The organism is Oceanospirillum sediminis, assembly GCF_014164585.1.
Lineage (GTDB): Bacteria > Pseudomonadota > Gammaproteobacteria > Pseudomonadales > Halomonadaceae > Oceanospirillum > Oceanospirillum sediminis.
In genome coordinates this window covers 39,121-59,094 of sequence record NZ_JACJFM010000017.1, presented here as the reverse complement: position 1 = coordinate 59,094, position 19,974 = coordinate 39,121, and the positions used below count along the sequence as shown (strand labels likewise).

The following is a 19,974-nucleotide window of genomic DNA, read 5'->3' as shown; positions in this document are numbered from 1 at the left end:
CAAGAACAGATGATTAAAAAGATGTTGATGAAATGGCTGATTGGGAAAGTATTAGCCCGGATTCCTGGACTGATCGGTAAGCTGGCATCTGGTACATTGAAAACAACATCATTGAAAACATTATTAGCCGGACAAGTGTTTGAGCGAGCATTTCGCCAGTTTACCGGTAAAGGAGAAAGAGAACCGGCTGAGCAAGCTTATGAATACTCACCACACGGTTCTGGAAAGTGGACACCACCAGCAACAGCACGTCCCTGGCTGAGTCGTATCTATAAAGCAGAAGCCCGGCATGATATGCCAGAGAACCTGCTGGCCAGACTCATCTGGCAGGAATCGCGTTATCGGGAAGATATTATTAGTGGAAAAACTATCAGTTCTGCCGGTGCTGTGGGTATTGCACAGATTGTTCCCCGCTGGCATCCGGATGTCGATCCTCTGGATGCTAATGCCAGCATTGATTATGCTGCGGATTATCTGACTCGTCTTAAGCGTCAGTTTGGCGACTGGCCTACGGCTCTGGCTGCCTATAACTGGGGGCAGGGTAATGTGCGTAATGCTCAGAAAAAATACGGTAGTCACTGGCTGGAAAAAGCGCCCGGAGAAACCCGGAATTATGTTGCTCAGATCTGGAGTGATGTCGCTTAAAAGATAAGATAGTATGCAACAGATGAAGAAAAGATGGTCGCTCAAGGTTCCTGCTCAGGCGTGCAGGAACCCGAAAATTCACTGGCTATCTGATGCTCGGTCTTACTTATTCAGACAACATTTCTTGTATTTTTTACCACTGCCACATAAGCACGGATCATTACGTCCCGGAGCCTTTTCAGCCGGTGGTGTAAAGTCTTTACCCTGTACGAAGAACCAGCGGCCATCTTGTCTGATAAACTGAGAGTCTTCAGAGTGACGGATGATGGTGTCGTTATCACGGTATCTGGCTGTAAACTGTACCCGGGCGGTATCGCCGTCTTCTGTTGAGGAATGGACCGTCAGTCCCAGCCATTCTGATTCTTCTGCCCATTTTTTCAGTGCGACAAAATCATACTTTGAACGCATCGCTTCCTGCGTGGTCTCTTGTAGGTAATTCAGATCCGCAGCAACGTAGGCTGTATATCTGGAGCGCATCAGAGCTTCCGCTGTTTCCGGTAGCTGTTCTTTCTGAACAAATGGCTGACAGCACTCTGAAAAAACTTTGCCGGACTGGCAAGGACAGACGGAATGACTTTCTGGTGTTACACTCATTTTGCTAATCCCGGATTAATTTTTTCGAGCATCATACGGAGTATTCCCTGTGTTTCATACTGAAAAAACAAAAATGGTTGCGGAGCATGATGCCCTGCCCGGACGCGACGATTATAGCTTCGATATTGCGGATCATACGATTTTTGCTGGTAAGGTATCCGAGGTGATGAATCATCCCAATAAACTGATTGTCGGGATGGGATGCTTCTGGGGTGTTGAACGCCTTTTCTGGCAGACAGAAGGCGTGATTGCGACAGCATCGGGTTATGCCGGTGGTTTCACGCCTTATCCAATCTACGATGAAATCTGTACCGGGAAAACCGGTCATACTGAAGTGGTTGCTGTGGCATGGGACCCGGAAAAAATTTCATTAAAGCAGTTACTGGCTATTTTCTGGCAGGAACATGATCCAACCCAGGGTATGAGACAGGGGAATGATCAGGGCACACAGTATCGTTCAGCCCTCTATCTGTTTAATGAGGATGATCTGGCACTGGCCAGAGCCAGTGCTGAACAATTCCAGGGCCGTCTGACAGACTCGGGTTACCGACAGATTACTACAGAGATCGCTCTGGCACCGATTTTCTATTATGCGGAGCCATATCATCAGCAGTACCTGGATAAGAATCCGGGTGGCTATTGTGGACTGAAAGGAACTGGTGTCGTCTGCATGCTTTGATTACTGGTTGCTGAACATTATTCTACGATAAACAGAGAGGGTCTTCTGCTCTCTCTGGTCCTGCCATCCCTCTTTATTATGTTTTATTCAGACTTGCGATACCGATATTAAAGTTAAGTAAATTCTTATTTTTCCAGCAAAAGATGTATTTAACAGCCATACTGTATAAAATGATTTACACAGTAACCACAGGGTAACATCGGCTAATGCGTTTAGAGATTGTCTGTCAGAATCGCGTGGGCATCATGCGCGATATCCTCGAAGTATTTGTTGAGTTTCGTATTAACGTTTCTCGTGCAGAGGCCGGTGGAGATAAAGGCAATGCAATTTACCTTTATATGCCGGGTATGCTCAATATGCAGCTGCAGAGTGTAAGAGGACGACTGGAGAAAATTGCTGGCGTGTACAAGGTACGCCGTATCAATCTGATCCCCAGTGAACGACGTCATTTTGAACTGGATATTCTGCTTCAGTCACTGGATATTCCTGTACTCTCAGTAGACAGTGACGGACGGGTTGTGGTGGCTAATGTTGCTTCAGGGAAAGTGCTTGGTGTCCGGGTGGATGAAGTGCCAGGCATGTCTCTGACCAAACGTATTAAAAACCTGGATCTGGAAACCCTGCTACCCAGACTGGAATCGCGTCTGAATGGTCTCAGGGTGGAAGTGCGCGGTGATGCCTTTCTGGCAGATATATCCCCGATTTACCTCGAAGATAAGCTGAATGGAAAGGAAGCAGCTGGCGCTGTGATCTCTTTGCATCCTGTGGAATCTCTGGGGGCACGGATTTATGCCATTCAGAAACATGAAGACTATGGTTTTGATGGTATTCAGATACAGGCTCCAAAAATGCTGAGTCTGATCCGGGAAGCGAAACGCATGGCTCCTCTGGATGCCCCTTTGCTGATTCAGGGTGAAACGGGCACCGGAAAAGAGATGCTGGCTCGTGCCGCTCATCTGGGCAGCCCCAGGGGACGAGCGCCTTTTATGGTGCTCAATTGCGCGGCTCTGCCGGATAATCTGGCGGAAAGTGAACTCTTTGGCTATGCGCCAGAAGCATTTGAAGGTGCTCGCAAAGAAGGCAAACTGGGATTACTGGATCTGGCGAATAGTGGCACTATTTTTCTGGATGAAGTGGGTGAGATGAGTCCGCATCTGCAGGTGAAGTTGCTGCGTTTTTTGCAGGATGGACGTTTTCGCCGGGTTGGCAGTGATGATGAAATTCAGGTAGATGTGCGTATCATCTGCTCGACTCAGAAAGATCTGTCTGAGCTGTGTGAACAGGGTGCGTTCCGCGATGACCTTTTCCATCGCCTGAATGTACTGTCTCTGACGATTCCTCCTCTACGCAGTTGTAAGGAAGGGATTCTGGATCTGGCGTTGCGCTTTATTGATCGGGCTTGCCACCAGATTGGCAGTGAACTGCCTGATCTGCATGAAGATGCGGTTATTCTGCTGAAAAACTACCACTGGCCCGGCAATGTGCGTCAACTTGAAAATGTGTTGTATCAGGCAGTATCCCTGTGTGATGGTCAGGAAATACGTACATCCGATATCCGTTTGCCGGCACTGAATAACAGTAATGGAGCCGAAGTTGATATGACTGGTTCCTGGTCTGAAATAACCGGACGTATCGAGCGACAGATTCTGGCTGCTTTATATCCTGATCATCCAAGCTCCAGATTATTGGCTAAACGCCTGGGAGTGTCTCATACTACGATTGCGAATAAGCTGCGTCAGCACGGTATCGGTAATCAGTAGAATAGCCGCGCAGTACTGTTGATCAGGATCAGTTAATGAAAACCCTTTTTTACCGGATAATTCCCGGTTCTGGCGGTTACATTAACAAAAAATAAAGGTAATTTAGATTGCAGTTGTAACACCAGAGTGTTATCTATAAGCCTATGTTTTCAATATGTTTGTTCCTGCAGGGGTTGATATGGTTAAGCTGCTTATTGTTGATGATCATCACATTGTGCGCGCTGCTGTGTCAAAAATGCTGGCTGACGAAGACTGGATAGATATTGTTGGTGAAGCTGCCAGCGGCGAAGAAGCGGTGCAGATGGTTCGGGAGACTGAACCGGATGTGGTTCTGATGGATATTAAAATGCAGGGAATTGGTGGACTGGAAGCTACGCGCAAGATTGTGCGCATGCACCCTGAATGCCGGGTCATCGCGTTATCAGCCCTGATTGAAGAAACCTATGCGGTACGCTCGCTGGAAGTCGGGGCTGCCGGTTACCTGTCCAAGGGAACTGACCCTGCTGAAATGGTGCAGGCCATTCGTCAGGTAAGCCGAGGACAGAATTATATCAGTGCTGAAGTAGCACAGAAGGTTGCTCTTAAGCAGATGATGCCGGGTAATCAGAACCCGTTCGATGTGTTATCCGACCGTGAACTGCAAATCGCTCTGATGGTTGTGAACTGCCATAAAGTGAATGAAATCTCAGATAAACTCTTTCTGAGTCCTAAAACGGTAAATACCTACCGCTACCGCATTTTTGACAAATTAAAAATATCCAGTGATGTAGAACTGACCCATCTGGCCATTCGACATAATATGCTGGATACAGAATCTATCTGAGAATGTCTGAGTTTGATGCCAAAGCTTTCCTGAAGACCCTGTCAGTTCATCCGGGGGTATACCGGATGTATGATCAGGATGAGCAGCTGTTATATGTCGGGAAAGCTAAGAACCTTAAAAATCGTGTCAGCAGCTATTTTCGCACCAGTGGACTGAGCCTGAAAACACAGGCGCTGGTGTCTCAGATCGCCCGTATCGAATTTACTGTTACCAGCAGTGAAACCGAGGCGTTATTGCTGGAACAGACCCAGATTAAGGAGCATCGCCCGCCGTTTAATATTCTGATGCGGGATGATAAATCCTATCCCTATATTTTTATCAGTCGTTCAGATTATCCGCAGATAGAATTTAGCCGGGGGCGAAAAAAGCGTTCAGGACGTTATTTCGGACCCTACCCTAATTCTACGGCGGTGAAAGAAACTCTGAATATGATCCATAAAGTATTCAGACTGCGTCAGTGCGACGATAACTTTTTTAATAACCGCAGTCGTCCCTGTCTGCAGCATCAGATTGAGCGTTGCAGTGCACCCTGTGTGGATCTGATCAGTGATGAGGATTACCAGCAGGATGTACGTAAAGCGGAACTGTTTCTGCAGGGACGAAGTGATGAACTGCTGGAACAGTTACAGGTACAGATGGATGCTGCTGCGGTAGCACTGGAATTTGAACTGGCTGCCCATCTGAGAGATCAGCTGATACAGCTCAGAAAGATCCAGGAGCAGCAGTATGTGTATGGTGAGCAGGGCGATGCTGATGTTTTTGCCCTGGTATCCCGTCCTGGCGGCTTTGCTGTTTCAGTGCTTTTTGTTCGCGCTGGCCGGGTGTTAGGTTCGCGGCATTACTTCCCCTCTGATGTCTTATCTGATAATGATGCAGAGCGTTTGCAGGCCTTTCTGAATCATTATTATCTGGCCTCGGACAACAGGGAAATACCCGCAGAGATTATCTGCAATCATGCTGTCAGCGATGGCGATATGCTGATTGCTGCTATTGGTGAGCTGTACAAAGGGAAGTCGCCATCTCTGAGTAGCAACGTCCGTTCTCACAGGGCAAGATGGGTACAACTGGCGATAACCAATGCTGAACAGGCCCTGGTCAGCCATCTGAGCAGGAAAGGGACATTAGAGGGGCGCTTCAGAGCATTAAAAGAGGCTTTGGGGCTGGATTTTTCTCCGGATAGGCTGGAATGTTTCGATATCAGTCACAGCTCTGGCGAAGCGACAGTTGCCTCCTGCGTGGTATTGGGAAAAGATGGCCCGATTAAGAGTGAGTATCGCAAGTTCAATATTGAAGGTATTACTCCGGGCGATGATTATGCGGCAATGAAACAGGCCCTGACTCGCCGCTATAAGCGTTTACAGAGTGGTGATGGTAAGAAGCCTGACATTCTGGTACTTGATGGCGGTAAAGGGCAGCTGAGTCAGGCCCGTGAGGTATTTACTGAACTTGGTGTGACTGATGTTGTCCTGTTAGCCGTATCGAAAGGCAGTACCCGAAAACAGGGTTTTGAAACACTTTATCTGGAAAATAATGATCAGGAGTTTGATCTGGAAGCTGATTCCAAGGCACTGCACCTGATTGAACAGGTCCGGGATGAGGCTCACCGGTTTGCTGTTGCCAGTCATCGACAGCGCAGGGATAACACGCGAAGGACATCCCGTTTTGAGTCCATTCCAGGTGTAGGTCCTAAACGACGCCAGGCTTTGCTTCGTCATTTTGGTGGTCAGAGAGAAGTATTAAATGCCAGTATCCAGGAGCTGGCGAAAGTATCAGGAATCAGTAAATCCCTGGCTGAACAGATTTATTACCATTTACATCCGGAACAGTAATAAGCTACATGAAATTGCCAAATATTATTACCGCGTTACGCATCTGCTTTATTCCTCTGGTCGTGCTGATGTTTTATCTGCCGGTGGAAAATAATCTCTACTACACAGCTGGTATTTTCGCTCTGGCCGCATGGACAGACTGGCTGGATGGTTTTCTGGCCAGAAAGCTGAATCAGACCACTGCATTTGGTGCTTTTCTTGACCCTGTTGCTGATAAACTGATGGTTGCTGTTTCCCTGGGACTGCTGATTGAAAGTCATGCCTCTCTGCTGATGACCATCCCTGCGTTAATTATTATTGGCCGTGAGATTGTTATCTCTGCATTGCGGGAATGGATGGCTGAACTGGGTAAGCGAGCCAGTATCGCGGTGTCCATGATTGGCAAAGCTAAAACAACCCTGCAGATGCTGGCTATTTTTATTTTGCTGACACAGGCTCCGGATACTCAGATTGCCTGGGCAGGTATGGCCGTGCTGTATGTTTCTGTGATTCTGACAATCTGGTCTATGGTTCAGTACCTTAAAGCAGCATGGCCGGATCTGAAATCAGGCATGTAGCCTGTAAGAACAGTGTGTTAGCTAAGCTAATGATTTTTTTTAGATTTTTCGAGAAAAAAGTATTGACGATCTCTAAGGGTTGTATATAATACGCCCCACGTTCTGCGGGAATAGCTCAGTTGGTAGAGCACAACCTTGCCAAGGTTGGGGTCGCGAGTTCGAATCTCGTTTCCCGCTCCACTATGAACGTATCTGAAAAGGCCGGGTGGCAGAGTGGTCATGCAGCGGACTGCAACTCCGTGTACGCCGGTTCGATTCCGACCTCGGCCTCCATTTCAGAGTTTTGCCCGGATGGCGAAATTGGTAGACGCAAGGGACTTAAAATCCCTCGGTGGTAACACCGTGCCGGTTCGATTCCGGCTCCGGGCACCATTCTGTGGTTGCTTTATTTTCGACCAGATTCTGACAGTTTTAATTGTCAGGTTCTCTATGAAGCGGGAATAGCTCAGTTGGTAGAGCACAACCTTGCCAAGGTTGGGGTCGCGAGTTCGAATCTCGTTTCCCGCTCCAGTTAAGATGTAATAGATGGCCGGGTGGCAGAGTGGTCATGCAGCGGACTGCAACTCCGTGTACGCCGGTTCGATTCCGACCTCGGCCTCCATCTTTCTTAACGTTCTGATTCCTGTATTGATTCCCTCTGTATTCTACTGATAAGTGCAACCCGATTTCCTCGGTTACTCCTGAATGTTTGTGGCAGGAGCTGTTTCAGGTACTCTGTGAAGCCTTTACCTTTTATATATAACATGCTGATTCATAAGTGATCCTGGTCAGATAAACGTAATCAGAGCTTGAATATTTTCATAGCATGCGCAAAATAAAGAGAACATGTTAACTATTTTTGCGAGATATTATGCGCCAGTTTGACGATTCGCTTCCTCTTCAACTGTTAAAAGCCCGTGAAGCCTGTATGAATTTTTTCCGTCCTCTTTTGCAGGAGAATGGAATTACAGAACAGCAGTGGCGAATACTCAGAGCTCTGCATGCTCATGGAGAGCTGGAAACTAAACAGCTGGCAAATCTTTGTTGTGTACTGAGTCCCAGCCTGACAGGTATTGTGAATCGTCTGGAACAGCAGGGATATATTCAACGACGTAAATCGACGGAAGATCAACGACGTACACTGCTGAGCATTACAGACCAGGCCAGAGAGCTATTTGATAAAATGAGTCCCGAAGTAGATGCTCGCTATAAAGCTTTCAGTGATAAGTATGGAGAGGAAAAGCTGCAACAGCTAATGATACTGTTAAATGATCTGAGTAAAATTAACCCCTGACTGAGCAGAAAGTCGTTATGTCTGATCAGCTTTTGCCTCATCAGTTCCAGCATCAGAGTTTGTCACTGATCAATAGTGTCGTCACTCTCAGTGGTTCTGTCTTTTTTCTGACAGAGCCAGATATGCGCCACAAAGGCGCTGTGCTGTATAATCTGCAGCCTTCAATTGAAAAAGAATACACTGCCACCTATGCCAGTCTGGACCCTCTGAACCCGCAACGCTTTGCTGATAAAGATCTGACAGTGGTGACTCTGGATTCTCAGATGTCACCTTATATGCTTCGGCAGACACTGTATTATCAGGAGTTTATGCAGCCTTATAATCACCGCTATGTTGCTGATATGTTTTTCCGGCAGGATGGGGATATTGTTGCAGTATTAAGCATGCTCCGGACCGACAAGCTGGGGGCTTTCACATCTGATGAACTCAGTCTGCTCAGAAAACTGCAACCCTTTATGGAATACTCCCTGAATTCGGTTTATCTGCCTGAACGTAACCGTCAGCGAGAACAGATTAGCAACCGTTATCAGCTGACCAGCAGGGAGCTGGATACTCTGGAACTGGTTATCAGCGGAGCCAGTAATAAAGCCATTGCCAGTCATCTGGGGCTTGGGCTGGCAACGGTCAAAACACATCTGCATCATATTTTTCAGAAAACCGGAGCCAGTTCCCGTAGTGAACTGGTTGCCAGAATGTTGCAGGAGATCTGAAACCACTCTGGCGAGGATGCTACTCAGCCCAGGAAGTGTTACTCAGCCCGATAAGGGCCATTCAGCCCTGGATGAGCTACTCAGTCCGATAAGCGCTATTCAGCCCGGAAAGTACTGAGCAAACTGTTTTTTCAGCAGCGTAATCATATTTTTTTTCTGCTTACACTCCTGACTCAATGTCTGTATCAAAGACTGTAACGGCATCATGCTGCTGTTGTGCTTTTGCAGGATCAGCTCCAGCTTTTTCAACAGCGCAATAGCATCCTGATACGCTGTATTATTGGTCTGGCTGATGATGGATGTCAGCACCCGATAATAAAGGTTTTCACTTTCTTCAGGGTGTTGTGAAACAATCAGATTAGCCAGTGATATCAGGTTGTTATGATAAGCTTTATGCTGCTTTGCCCAGGCGCGGGCTTTATCCAGCTGATTCAGCTCCAGATAGAGTGAGAGCACGTCATCGGATAATAGCGGAGAGATAAACTCCGGATTTTCCTGGTTTGAAGGCATACAGGCTTTAAGTAAAATAGCTTCGGCTTTTTCCGCCAGATCTTCCTGAATATGGCCGGTTTGTTGCTCCAGTTTTTGCAGCTTTCTGAAGGCGTTAAAACCAGGGTTCTGTTCAAAGATCTGCCAGGCCAGTGCCCAGGCCGCCTGATCTTCATCCAGAGCGAATTTCACCTTAACCTCATACTGCCTGCACTCTTCTTCCTCTCGCTCAGAACAGCAGAGCTTTTTCGCTTTTAATAACCAGTCTTCCGCATCAAAAGGCTCGTTATTATCCAGACAGATCTGACAGGCCTTCAGCATATCAAAGCTATAGCTTGCTGTGAGTCCCAGTAGCCGACAATGTTCCCGCCAGTTGTTATCTGCAATCGCTTTATCGATTAATGGCTTACCGTATCGGCTGAGCTTCCAGAAGTAGTCGAAATGGCGATCCGATTGGCTCACAACAGGACGCTGGACAGCAAGTTCTTTCAGTTGGTGTTCACACTGTTCTCTGAATATCTCCAGAACGCTGTCTGATGGTGAAAAATCATCGGGCACATTAGGGAAGACATTCATATCGGATTGGTCAAGGTGCTGAAATAGCCATTGAGCCTTTTTTTCATCATTCCAGTTCAGTTGATTAAATAGCGCCGTCAGTTTATGGATCAGCTGCTCCTCAAGCACAAAGCGATAACCACCAGAATCATCAATACGTTCAAGCACCTTATTCAGGCGCTTCAGGGCATGCAGTATCAGGCTCCACTGACCCTGAGGCTTCATGGTACTAATCAGTTGAAACAGATAGTCGAACTGGGCTTCTGCTTTACTGAAATAGTCCCCTACTTTGCGCCACTGATGAATGGTTCGGGACGGGAGTGCTTTAGTGATCATTTTTTTGATTTCACTGACCGGAAGATCACCATTGGCCAGTTTAATGTTGAGTTGCCACTTATCCCACTCTTCAGGAATACGGGTAATATAACCGACTAATAATTCAGTAAGCTCTTCTGGTGATTTATTCAGCAGAAATTCACGCAGTTGTTGCTCTTCTACTATCTTACGATTGTTTTTCGCTTTCTGGGCGGGTTGGTCCGTAGCGGCTCCGTGTATTGCCGTCAACGCGACGGCAACGCAATGTTTACAAAAATCCTGATAACTGGCAGCAGGGCAGGTGCAGAGGTTTTTAATGCCCTGATCAGTGGCAGTCAGCGTAACAACATATTTATGCTGCCCCGTTACAGTGGCTTTTATGGTCGTATCAGTCTGATGCATCACACTGACTTTATCCTGTCTGTAAAGCGCTTCTCCGCGGCTCAGACTGTTGGTTTCAGCTCTGGATTGTATTTCTTCAACACTGAACATAGTCTCTGCTTTTCCTCCCGTTATTCAGGGAGATACTGCCAGAACATGAGAGATGTTGCACGGTAGAATGAGACGTTTTCGATATTTTTCAGTCAATCACTAAAATATAAGCTGAACCGGGTTCAGGCAGACTATTTTTTACTCTGATAAAAGCAGAGTAAAGCCAGTACAACAGCCAGAATCATGGTAACAGGCAGCATTATCAGATTAATCTGCATCAACAGAGGCGTAATCTGTGCGAGAGCCGATCCCGCCAGTAACTGAATAAAGCCCAGCATGCCGCTGGCTGTGGCCGCACTGGCAACTGATCCTATAGCAACAGACTGAGCACTGGGCTGGCTAAGCCCTCGGCCAAAGGTAAATAGCGCCATGGGTAAAAACAGACTGAAATAAGAAACACCGCTCAACAGAAACATGATCAGCATCAGGCTGGCCGCTAGCAGAGACAGAGAGTGTCCTGCGGGAATCATTCGGTTAACGCCCAGCTTAGCGGAGGTTTTGCCAGCCACCATACTGCCTGCAAAAAAACCGCCTGCCACCATCAGAAACCAGTTACCGTAATCGGCAGAATCACCGGTCAGATTCTGCGCCACAACAAAGGGCGCACTGGTGATAAAGGTGAAAAAGCAGGAAGCAATCAGGGTACTGGACATTGCCATCATCAGATACTGGCGATTACGCAAGACTTCGCGATAGCTGCTGAAAACCTGAGTAATACTGCGTTTCTCAGACGATAATTCATCTTCGGGCAGATACCAGATCGCGGCCAGCCACACCATACATCCCATTACCAGCGACAGATAAAATACGGATGTCCAGCCTGCTGTCAGGTTCAGGTACCCCCCCAGGGTTGGTGCTATTGCCTGCGATGCCGCAATGCCCAGAGTGATATAACCCAGATAGCCCGCAGCCTGGTCCCGGCCATGCTGCTGTACCAGAATACTGCGGGCAAGCAACATACCTGTGCAGCCTCCCAGTGCCTGGAGAATACGCCCGACCAGTAACTGCGCAATATCCGTTGCCAGTGCTCCCAGCAGACAACCCAGAATATGGATAATAAATCCCCATAGCAGAACCGGACGTCGGCCAAAACGATCGGCCAGTGGGCCGCTGAGGAACTGACCGATGGCCAGAGTCAGCAGATACAGAGTAAAACCCAGTTGTACCGTGAACGGATCGGCAGCAAAGCTTTCGGCCAGTTCAGGCATCACCGGGGCAAAAATATTCAGTGCAACCGGACTGGCTGTCGCCATCGCCAGTAGCATGGGCATGGGTGCTGTTTTGGTTCGGGTAGACATGTGGGCTGTTTCCGAATAAGACAATCTGGAATGACAGGGCCTGCTATTTCTGGCAAAGGGTGTCGTTGCTATTTCAGGAGGTGATGCACTTACCATGTCGGGCAGAGGCCTGACACATCACTGAAGGATACCGCAGACGAGTCTGTTCCGGGGTAAAACATGAGCACCGGGGATGAGTACCGGGGATGGGAGTGCTTCGCATAACAGCAAAGCCCCCGGAACAGACTGCAGGGTGAACGAAAAACTTACGCTTCAGGGTTACGCAGTACCATCAGACGCAGTTCTGTCATATCTTCAATGGCGTAGCGCACGCCCTCACGACCCAGGCCACTGTCTTTTACGCCGCCATAGGGCATATGATCAACACGCCAGGAAGGCACATCACCAATCACGACACCGCCCACATCCAGTTCGTCCCAGGCTTTATGCGCCTTGTAGATATCCTTAGTGAAAATACCGGCCTGCAGACCAAAATCACTGTTATTGATCTCTTCCAGCGCGGCATCAAAATCACTGAAACGAGACAGTACGGCAACCGGGCCAAACGCTTCTTCGTTGTTTACGGTCTGATCGCTGCCAACATTTTCCATCAGAGTGGCCTGCAGCATAGCGCCATCACGCTCGCCACCACACAATACAGTGGCGCCGTTAGCCACCGCATCATTGATCCAGCCGTGCAGGCGCTCAGCTTCTTTTTCAGAGATCATAGGACCGATAAAGGTTTCTTCCTCTTTCGGATCACCCATTTTCAGAGCTTTAACAGCCGCAGTCAGCTTATCACGCATCGCGTCATACAGGCTGTCATGTACCATAATACGCTGTACGCTGATGCAGCTCTGGCCCGACTGGTAATACGCGCCGAATACGATACGGGCAACGGCATCATCCAGATCGGTACCTTCATCCACCAGACAAGCGGCATTGCCACCCAGTTCCAGTACAACCGGTTTTTTACCAGCTTTGGCTTTCAGCTGCCAGCCCACATCCGGAGAGCCGGTAAAACTGAGCAGTTTCAGGCGGTCATCTGTGGTAAACAGATCCGCACCATCACGGCGACATGGCAGAATAGAGAAAGCACCTTCTGGCAGATCGGTTTCTGCCAGTACTTCACCAATAATCAGCGCACCAATGGGCGTCAGGCTGGCAGGCTTCAGGATAAACGGGCAACCCGCCGCAATAGCCGGAGCCACTTTATGAGCCGCCAGGTTCAGCGGGAAGTTAAACGGTGAGATAAAAGAGCAAGGGCCAATCGGCACACGCTTCCACATGCCGGAATAGCCTTTGGCCCGTGGTGTGATGTCCATCGGCACCACTTCACCACCGATGCGTACCGCTTCTTCCGCCGCAATACGGAAGGTATCAATCAGGCGGGTGACTTCGCCACGGGCATCTTTTACCGGCTTACCGGCCTCAATACACAGTGCCTGTGCCAGCTCTTCAAAGCGTTCTTCAAAACGACGTACACAGTAATTCAGAATATCCTGACGCTGGTAAGCGGGCATTTTGCGCATCGCATCTGCAGCCTGATCAGCTGCTGCGATGGCGCGATCAATGGCATCCGCATCGGCCATGGCTACGCGAGTCGCGGTTTCGCCGGTGTATTTGTCTGTTACGACCAAATCCGTATTAGGGGCTTCTGGTTTATTAGCAAGAAAATAAGGGTAGCTGGCTTTTAACATGGTGTGCTCTCAATTGCAGATAGAAAATCAGTTTGTATTTATATTGATAAGGCTTGTCAGGGCATCAATACCGGCCTGGGCGCAGTCACAGTCCTGTTGTTCCGACGCACCGGAAACACCGATAGCGCCCAGTACAATGCCATCCAGAACAACAGGAATACCACCGCCAAAGGTGATCAGACCGGGTTGCTGGCTCAGGCTGCTGAGCAGATGAGGCTTTTCCTGTAACCGGCTCTGCCACAGAATGGTGGCAAAACCAAAACTGGCTGCGGTACGTGCTTTGCCCTGGGCAATATCCGTGCAGTAAACCGGAGCCTGGTTAATACGTTGCATGGCCAGAGGGTTACCATGACGATCCACAACCCAGGCGCATATTCTCAGGTTGTGCTGGCTGGCGTATTCGCAGGCCGCCAGCACCATCTGTGAAGCAACGCGCCAGTTAAGCACCTGTTCTTCCACAGAGACAGAGATATCCGGATCAGCGATACAATCAGTGATGTCTGAAGACATAAGGGCAGCTTCCAGGAGGCTTAGAAATAATAATCAAGGCTTGATATGCCCGATGTCGCGCCACAGAAGCCAGAGATATAAGCTCCTGTGGCGACAGGATTTAAAGCGGCAGATTTATACTTCAAAGGCCACGTTAACCTGACCTGTACCTGAACTTGGGAAGTATTCGCCGATAATTTCGGCTTTACCCTTGTACTTATCCCAGCCCAGAGCGCCAAACAGCATAACGGTGTCGTGCATACCGCCTTCACCGGAGCAGTGCTCGGCGTATTCTGGCAGCAGTTTCAGAACCGTGGCATATTCGCCTTTTTCCCACAGCTCCAGTACACGCAGATCCATCTGACGGTTAAATTCACTGGAGATAGTGAAAGTACCGTTGTTAGCCGCGTAATCATCGTTAGCCCAGATTTGATGAGACAGAGAACCAGACGCAACCAGCAGTACTTTGCTGTCGCTTTCTTCAATCGCTTCGCGGATGGCTTCACCCAGCAGACGAGAAGACTCAATGCTATGAACCGTACACCAGCCCGCGACGGAAACCACTTTCAGGTCAGATTCAGGGTTCATATAGCGCATAGGTACCAGGGTGCCGTATTCCAGTGTCAGAGACTCTACCTGGTGAGACAGGGTGTGTACTCCCTTCGCCATCGCTTTGTCAGCAATCAGATCACCCAGTGCCGGGTTGCCCTGATATTCATATTCCAGGTTCTGAATGAAGTGCGGGAACTCGTGACTGGTAAAGTTACCTTTAAAGTTATCTGCTGCATTAATGTGATAACCGGCGTTAACCAGCCAGTGAGTGTCGATCACAACAATAGTATCTGCTCCGGCAGCGCGAGCACGACGGGCAATTTCCTTGTGACCATCAATAGCTTGCTGACGACAACCTTCCAGTGGACCAGGCTGCTCTGACATCAGCATGGTGGGTACGTGTGTAACTTTTGCTGCTAAAACAATTTCGCCCATCTTCTTGAACCTCTGTTATTTTATTCTGGCTGCTCTCAGGACGATCCACGTTATATGGTCAATAAGACGGTCTTTTCCGGACGCCCTGATGAATCGTTATTTTTGCCGGTTTAGCTCTGTCTGAACCCTGATGACAGAATAAAGTAGTTAATATGTTAACTAACCGGTTCAATATAATTAACATATTAATGAATATCAAGCCCGAAACACTGAATATTGTTCTTTATCAATTATCACTTATGGGAAGAAATCATGCCGGGATAAGCTATCCGCCATAGGGTTGAATTATGGCAGAGGGATATTCGATAGTGACCGGATGAAATATCAGGATTTCAATCTGTAATACCGCAATAATGATCCTCTATGACCTGGTTAATGGTTACCAGAGCTGCCTGTAACTGTGGCAAAGGTATAGAAGCCAGTGCAATCCTTATCGCTTGCGGGACGGATGGCCCGACAGTAAAAGGCTCTGCCGTTGCAACGGCGATATGATGGTTTAACAGGGAGTGGACCACCTGATCCGCTCTGACGCCTTCAGGTAACGGCAGCCAAAGAGTATAGGCGTTAGGGTGTGACCAGATGTGATGTTCCTGCAGAACTTGTCGGGCGATATCCTGGCGCTGACCGGCATCCTGGCGTTTCTCCTGTTCCAGGCGAGCCACAGTGCCATCCTGCAGCCAGCGAGTAATCAAGGCCGTGTTTAAAGCCGGGGTATTCCAGCTGGTTGCCCGAATGCAGCGTTCGAATGACTCACACCATTTTACCGGCGTAACCAGATAACCAACCCGTAGTCCTGTGGCGACATTTTTAGAAAAACCAGACACGTAGACACTTCTGTCCGGTGCGAGGGTCATCATTCTGGCCGGGGCATCATTTGCCAGATAGTCATAGGCACCGTCTTCAATAATGATCAGATCAGACTGCTCTGCAATTGCTGCCAGCTGTTTTCGACATTCCAGATCCAGTACCCAGCCCAGCGGATTATGCAGGGTTGGCATGGTATATATCCCGCGAACCCTGCGTGCCTGACAGAGGGTTCTCAGAGCATTCAGATTCGGCCCCTGTGGCGTCACAGGTATGGCAACCAGCTCAATATGATGTAACTGCGCCAGCACTTTAAAACCAGAGTAGGTCTGAGCATCCACAGCGATTACATCGCCCGGATTAAACAGCGTCAGCAGGACAGAAGAAAGGGCATGTTGTGTACCGTTGGTAATAAAAATCTGCTCTGCAGAAACCTCCGTTTTTTTGTCTGCCAGATAATGGCTGATCGCCTGTCGCTCTGTTGGTCTGCCTGCATGGGGCTGATAGTGCAGTAACGTTTCCAGATCTCCTGAAGAGGCCAGCTTTTTCAGGGCGTCACGAAATAACTCAGACTGCCCTTCAACCAGGGGCGAGTTGAAGTTCAGATCCAGGGTATCAGGCGGGTTACTTTTCTGATCAACACCGTGTCCGGTCGGTAACGCGGTTTCTCTGACAAAGGTGCCACGCCCGGTTTCACAACTGACCAGCCCCATCTTTTCCAGTTCAGCATAAACCCGACTGGCAGTCACCAGAGCCATATTTTCGGCTGCCGCCAGTGTGCGATGTGGTGGTAGCTTTTCACCCGGCGGCAATTCGCCTGAACGTATCTTTCCGGCAAACCGATCGACAAGCTGTTTGTATCGTGGGCTGGGCATATTGTATCCATGACGATTTTTAGATTGTCATTATTTTAAATGGTTAGATAACGGCTCTTCAATCAATCAGGAGTCAAAATCATGCATATCTCTATTGTGACACTGGATCAGTTTAATGAACTGGACAGCTTTATTGCCCTGGGATTACTGGGGCGGGTACAGGGTGAACAGTGGAAAATATCCATCGCCAGTCCGACAGACACAGTAACCTCTATGAATGGCGTTGAGATTCGTCGCCATATCCCTCTGGAGCAGGTTATTGAAACCGATGCCGTCATTCTGGGTAGTGGGCTGCAAACGCGGGCCTTTATCGAAGATAAAACTCAGTTATCCCGACTGGCACTGGACCCGAATCGGCAGATCATTGGCAGCCAGTGTTCCGGGGCGTTAATTCTACTGGCTCTGGGAGTGCTGAGTGATCAGCCGGTATGTACTGACCTGACCACTCGACCCTATGCTGAGCGTTTTGGCAATTCGATTATGGAACAGGCATTTTTTGCCCGTAGTAACATCGCCAGCGCCGGAGGTTGTCTGGCTTCTCAGTATCTGGCTTTCTGGATGATTGCCCGATTAAAAGGTGTGCAGCAGGCGTGTGAGGCTTTGCACTATATGGCCCCTGTTGGTGAGAAAGAGCAGTGGATAGAACAGGCGATGCAGGTCGTCTCACCTTATCTGTAATTTACAAAATCAGATTTACGACTCACGCTCAGTGTCTGCAGGCCTCTTAAATGTTGCTTATCCACTCTGATTCAGTATAAACCACAACCGCTTAACCCTCTGAAAAGAATGTTATTTTAAATTCTGGTGATTCCTTATCGGTCAGAGTAGAATCCGGCTTCTGTCGGATAGCCCTGCTATTCCGGCTTCCTAAGGGGTGGCTGATCTGTCAGCCTGAGATGTCCTGCCGGGCAAACCCTTTGAACCTGATCCGGATGATACCGGCGTAGGGATAGGACTCTGAACAATTCGCCTTTCTTTACCGATTTCAACCGGGTCTTCGACTGCATTTTTTCGGAGACTTGAAATGAGACTCAAAACCGTAAGTTCCCTGACCGCCTTAGTGGTAGCGATACAAAGCGCCAATCTGATGGCACAGGAACAGACCAGTGCTGGTAGTAACAATACTCAGGCAGAAGAGATCATGACCATTGTCGTGACCGGCTCTCTGCGCGACACCAGCCTGCAGGAACTGCCTACCAGTGTCAGTGTGATTGATCAGCAGGCGCTGCAACAACGTGGCGCCACTCAGATGGAAGACGTGATCGGCCTGACACCCAACGTAAACTTTGCCGGGGGCAGCAACCGGGCACGTTTCTATCAGATTCGTGGTATTGGTGAACGCAGTCAGTTTGTCGAGCCGTTGAATCCATCGGTGGGTGTGATCGTTGACGGTATTGATATGAGCGGTATCGCCGACGGTGCCAGCCTGTTAGATGTTGAGCAGGTTGAAGTGTTCCGTGGCCCGCAAGGCACCCTGTACGGCGCTAATGCACTGGCCGGTCTGATCAATGTGAAAAGCAATGACCCATCGGATGAGTTTGAAGGCAGCATCGAAACCACACTGGCGGATTACGACACCCGAAAACTGAATGCGGTGATCAGTGGCCCGGCGACTGAATCGGTCGGCTATCGTCTGGCGGTGCAATCGGTAAACAGCGACGGTTTTACCCGCAACGATTACCTGAAACGGGATGATACCCACAACCAGGACGAACTGACCCTGCGCGGTAAAATCCGTATTGATGCAGCAGACGATCTGACCGTTGACCTGACAGCCCTGCACATCAATAACAACAACGGTTATGACGCTTTCTCGCTGGATGATCCTCGCCGCACTATCTCAGATCAGCCGGGGCATGACCGCCAGAAAACCACCGCTTTTGCCATCGCCACCGACTACACCGGTTTTAACGCCTTTGACCTGCAAACCAATGTATCCGTATCTGATGCTGATCTGGAATACGGTTACGACGAAGACTGGACCTACGACGGCTTCCATCCTTACGGCTACAGCTCAACAGACAACTATATCCGTGACCGCAAAACCGCCACGGCGGATATTCGTTTAGTCTCTGCGTCGGGTGCAGAATTGTTTAACGGCTCCACGAAATGGGTAACAGGCATTTACGCTTACGATCAGCAAGTGGATATGACCCGTGAATACACCTACCAGGGTAACGACTTTACCAGCGAATATGACAGTCAGCGTTTTGCCCTGTACGGTCAGCTGGATACCGCACTGTCTGACCTCTGGTCGCTGACCACCGGCCTGCGGGTAGAACAATGGCAGGCAGACTATAAAGACAGCGAAGGCGTTGACTCGGACCCGGATGAAACCCTGTGGGGCGGTCGCATCGCACTGGAATACCTGCTGAATAGCGACACTATCGCTTACGGTCTGATCTCCCGTGGTTACAAAGCCGGTGGCTTTAACAGCAACGGCACCTTGCCCGAAGCACTGCGTACTTTCGACACCGAATATATGTGGAACTACGAACTGGGCTTAAAAGGTGACTGGCTGAATAGCCGCCTGCAGGGACAACTGGCGTTCTTCTGGCAACAGCGTGAAGACGTACAGATTAAAGGCTCCCGTCAGGTGGCCCGTGACGATGGCAGCACCGAGTTTATCGACTACACTGCTAACTCGGCAGAAGGTCATAACTACGGCGTCGAACTGGAAGGCCGCTGGTTAGCGACATCACAACTGACACTGTCCGGCAGTGTTGGCCTGCTGCAAACTGAACTGAAAGAATCTGGTGCCAGTTACGATGGCCGCGATCAGGCTTATGCACCGAGCTATCAGATGATGCTGGCAGCCCTGTATCAGCACGGCTCAGGCTGGTACAGCCAGCTGGATGTGGAAGCGAAAGACAAGTTCTACCTGTCGGATCGCCATGACGAACAAACCGATGATTACGCACTGTTAAATGCCCGTATCGGTTATCGCGCTAAAGACTGGGATATCTCCCTGTGGGCGAAAAACCTGACCGATAAAGACTATATCGTGCGTGGCTTTGGTGCCTTCGGTAACGACCCGCGTAATGACTACACCACAGAACCTTACTACCAGTTAGGCGCACCGCGTCTGGTGGGTATGACGGCTAAACTGGATTTCTGATTC

General features: G+C 49.1%; 17 protein-coding genes, 5 tRNA genes and 1 riboswitch. Of the genes, 15 read left to right on the top strand and 7 right to left on the bottom strand.

Annotated elements, in window-relative coordinates; genetic code table 11:
* Positions 1–9: 9 nt before the first annotated feature.
* Complete coding sequence (locus H4O21_RS13660; protein ID WP_182809429.1) at positions 10–645, top strand: lytic transglycosylase domain-containing protein; 636 nt, start codon at positions 10–12, stop codon at positions 643–645.
* A 102-nt stretch (positions 646–747) separates the two neighbouring features.
* On the opposite strand, the gene H4O21_RS13655 is transcribed toward H4O21_RS13660, so the two are convergent.
* On the bottom strand, positions 748–1,239 hold the full coding sequence (locus H4O21_RS13655; RefSeq protein WP_182809428.1) for a YchJ family protein: 492 nt from the start codon (positions 1,237–1,239) through the stop codon (positions 748–750).
* A 49-nt stretch (positions 1,240–1,288) separates the two neighbouring features.
* On the opposite strand from H4O21_RS13655, the gene msrA reads away from it, so the two are divergent.
* From msrA to H4O21_RS13595, 12 genes are all read left to right on the top strand, one after another.
* On the top strand, positions 1,289–1,918 hold the full coding sequence (gene msrA / locus H4O21_RS13650) for a peptide-methionine (S)-S-oxide reductase MsrA (RefSeq protein WP_368737552.1): 630 nt from the start codon (positions 1,289–1,291) through the stop codon (positions 1,916–1,918).
* Positions 1,919–2,124: 206 nt separating this feature from the next.
* The gene (locus tag H4O21_RS13645; RefSeq protein WP_182809427.1) at positions 2,125–3,678 is read left to right on the top strand and encodes a sigma-54-dependent transcriptional regulator; all 1,554 of its coding nucleotides are present in this window, start codon (positions 2,125–2,127) and stop codon (positions 3,676–3,678) included.
* Positions 3,679–3,856: 178 nt separating this feature from the next.
* Entirely contained in the window at positions 3,857–4,501 is a 645-nt protein-coding gene (uvrY, locus tag H4O21_RS13640) for a UvrY/SirA/GacA family response regulator transcription factor (RefSeq protein ID WP_182809426.1), read from the top strand.
* Between the two features lie 2 nt (positions 4,502–4,503).
* On the top strand, positions 4,504–6,330 hold the full coding sequence (gene uvrC, locus H4O21_RS13635) for an excinuclease ABC subunit UvrC (RefSeq protein WP_182809425.1): 1,827 nt from the start codon (positions 4,504–4,506) through the stop codon (positions 6,328–6,330).
* A gap of 8 nt (positions 6,331–6,338) precedes the next feature.
* Complete coding sequence (gene pgsA, locus H4O21_RS13630) at positions 6,339–6,887, top strand: CDP-diacylglycerol--glycerol-3-phosphate 3-phosphatidyltransferase (protein ID WP_182809424.1); 549 nt, start codon at positions 6,339–6,341, stop codon at positions 6,885–6,887.
* A 104-nt stretch (positions 6,888–6,991) separates the two neighbouring features.
* Positions 6,992–7,067: transfer RNA gene (locus tag H4O21_RS13625), tRNA-Gly, on the top strand.
* Between the two features lie 19 nt (positions 7,068–7,086).
* Positions 7,087–7,160: transfer RNA gene (locus H4O21_RS13620), tRNA-Cys, on the top strand.
* Positions 7,161–7,172: 12 nt separating this feature from the next.
* Positions 7,173–7,259: transfer RNA gene (locus H4O21_RS13615), tRNA-Leu, on the top strand.
* A 62-nt stretch (positions 7,260–7,321) separates the two neighbouring features.
* Positions 7,322–7,397: transfer RNA gene (locus tag H4O21_RS13610), tRNA-Gly, on the top strand.
* Between the two features lie 17 nt (positions 7,398–7,414).
* Positions 7,415–7,488: transfer RNA gene (locus H4O21_RS13605), tRNA-Cys, on the top strand.
* 249 nt (positions 7,489–7,737) lie between these two features.
* A complete protein-coding gene (hpaR, locus tag H4O21_RS13600; RefSeq protein ID WP_182809423.1) occupies positions 7,738–8,160 on the top strand; it encodes a homoprotocatechuate degradation operon regulator HpaR in 423 nt (140 codons plus the stop codon).
* A 17-nt stretch (positions 8,161–8,177) separates the two neighbouring features.
* Positions 8,178–8,870 (top strand): response regulator transcription factor, encoded by a 693-nt coding sequence (locus H4O21_RS13595; protein WP_182809422.1) that lies wholly within the window; start codon positions 8,178–8,180, stop codon positions 8,868–8,870.
* 99 nt (positions 8,871–8,969) lie between these two features.
* Here H4O21_RS13595 and H4O21_RS13590 read toward each other — a convergent pair whose 3' ends face one another.
* The 6 genes from H4O21_RS13590 to H4O21_RS13565 all read right to left on the bottom strand — a co-directional run bounded on the left by H4O21_RS13590 (position 8,970) and on the right by H4O21_RS13565 (position 16,853).
* Positions 8,970–10,721, bottom strand: a complete 1,752-nt coding sequence (locus H4O21_RS13590) for an SWIM zinc finger family protein (protein ID WP_182809421.1) — start codon at positions 10,719–10,721, stop codon at positions 8,970–8,972.
* 131 nt (positions 10,722–10,852) lie between these two features.
* Entirely contained in the window at positions 10,853–12,019 is a 1,167-nt protein-coding gene (locus tag H4O21_RS13585) for a multidrug effflux MFS transporter (RefSeq protein ID WP_182809420.1), read from the bottom strand.
* A 245-nt stretch (positions 12,020–12,264) separates the two neighbouring features.
* Positions 12,265–13,698 carry an aldehyde dehydrogenase family protein gene (locus H4O21_RS13580; RefSeq protein ID WP_182809419.1) on the bottom strand — a complete coding sequence of 478 codons (1,434 nt, stop codon included), beginning with the start codon at positions 13,696–13,698 and terminating at the stop codon, positions 12,265–12,267.
* 27 nt (positions 13,699–13,725) lie between these two features.
* Entirely contained in the window at positions 13,726–14,208 is a 483-nt protein-coding gene (locus H4O21_RS13575) for a GlcG/HbpS family heme-binding protein (RefSeq protein WP_182809418.1), read from the bottom strand.
* 114 nt (positions 14,209–14,322) lie between these two features.
* The gene (gene hpaD, locus H4O21_RS13570; protein ID WP_182809417.1) at positions 14,323–15,174 is read right to left on the bottom strand and encodes a 3,4-dihydroxyphenylacetate 2,3-dioxygenase; all 852 of its coding nucleotides are present in this window, start codon (positions 15,172–15,174) and stop codon (positions 14,323–14,325) included.
* Between the two features lie 332 nt (positions 15,175–15,506).
* The gene (locus tag H4O21_RS13565) at positions 15,507–16,853 is read right to left on the bottom strand and encodes an aminotransferase-like domain-containing protein (protein ID WP_182809416.1); all 1,347 of its coding nucleotides are present in this window, start codon (positions 16,851–16,853) and stop codon (positions 15,507–15,509) included.
* An 81-nt stretch (positions 16,854–16,934) separates the two neighbouring features.
* Between H4O21_RS13565 and H4O21_RS13560 the strand changes: the two genes are divergently transcribed.
* Together H4O21_RS13560 and H4O21_RS13555 are read left to right on the top strand one after the other, a co-directional pair.
* The gene (locus tag H4O21_RS13560; RefSeq protein WP_182809415.1) at positions 16,935–17,531 is read left to right on the top strand and encodes a DJ-1/PfpI family protein; all 597 of its coding nucleotides are present in this window, start codon (positions 16,935–16,937) and stop codon (positions 17,529–17,531) included.
* Between the two features lie 182 nt (positions 17,532–17,713).
* Positions 17,714–17,820: riboswitch (TPP riboswitch) on the top strand.
* A 57-nt stretch (positions 17,821–17,877) separates the two neighbouring features.
* Complete coding sequence (locus H4O21_RS13555) at positions 17,878–19,971, top strand: TonB-dependent receptor (RefSeq protein WP_182809414.1); 2,094 nt, start codon at positions 17,878–17,880, stop codon at positions 19,969–19,971.
* Positions 19,972–19,974 lie beyond the last annotated feature (3 nt).

What these genes read in the sequence shown, in the direction of transcription:
- hpaD (WP_182809417.1), bottom strand. Translation starts at nt 15,174, where the DNA reads ATGGGCGAAATTGTTTTAGCAGCAAAAGTTACACACGTACCCACCATG.
- H4O21_RS13645 (WP_182809427.1), top strand. Translation starts at nt 2,125, where the DNA reads ATGCGTTTAGAGATTGTCTGTCAGAATCGCGTGGGCATCATGCGCGAT.
- H4O21_RS13555 (WP_182809414.1), top strand. Translation starts at nt 17,878, where the DNA reads ATGAGACTCAAAACCGTAAGTTCCCTGACCGCCTTAGTGGTAGCGATA.
- H4O21_RS13595 (WP_182809422.1), top strand. Translation starts at nt 8,178, where the DNA reads ATGTCTGATCAGCTTTTGCCTCATCAGTTCCAGCATCAGAGTTTGTCA.
- H4O21_RS13660 (WP_182809429.1), top strand. Translation starts at nt 10, where the DNA reads ATGATTAAAAAGATGTTGATGAAATGGCTGATTGGGAAAGTATTAGCC.
- H4O21_RS13560 (WP_182809415.1), top strand. Translation starts at nt 16,935, where the DNA reads ATGCATATCTCTATTGTGACACTGGATCAGTTTAATGAACTGGACAGC.
- H4O21_RS13580 (WP_182809419.1), bottom strand. Translation starts at nt 13,698, where the DNA reads ATGTTAAAAGCCAGCTACCCTTATTTTCTTGCTAATAAACCAGAAGCC.
- H4O21_RS13655 (WP_182809428.1), bottom strand. Translation starts at nt 1,239, where the DNA reads ATGAGTGTAACACCAGAAAGTCATTCCGTCTGTCCTTGCCAGTCCGGC.
- uvrC (WP_182809425.1), top strand. Translation starts at nt 4,504, where the DNA reads ATGTCTGAGTTTGATGCCAAAGCTTTCCTGAAGACCCTGTCAGTTCAT.
- H4O21_RS13585 (WP_182809420.1), bottom strand. Translation starts at nt 12,019, where the DNA reads ATGTCTACCCGAACCAAAACAGCACCCATGCCCATGCTACTGGCGATG.
- uvrY (WP_182809426.1), top strand. Translation starts at nt 3,857, where the DNA reads ATGGTTAAGCTGCTTATTGTTGATGATCATCACATTGTGCGCGCTGCT.
- H4O21_RS13565 (WP_182809416.1), bottom strand. Translation starts at nt 16,853, where the DNA reads ATGCCCAGCCCACGATACAAACAGCTTGTCGATCGGTTTGCCGGAAAG.
- hpaR (WP_182809423.1), top strand. Translation starts at nt 7,738, where the DNA reads ATGCGCCAGTTTGACGATTCGCTTCCTCTTCAACTGTTAAAAGCCCGT.
- H4O21_RS13590 (WP_182809421.1), bottom strand. Translation starts at nt 10,721, where the DNA reads ATGTTCAGTGTTGAAGAAATACAATCCAGAGCTGAAACCAACAGTCTG.
- pgsA (WP_182809424.1), top strand. Translation starts at nt 6,339, where the DNA reads ATGAAATTGCCAAATATTATTACCGCGTTACGCATCTGCTTTATTCCT.
- H4O21_RS13575 (WP_182809418.1), bottom strand. Translation starts at nt 14,208, where the DNA reads ATGTCTTCAGACATCACTGATTGTATCGCTGATCCGGATATCTCTGTC.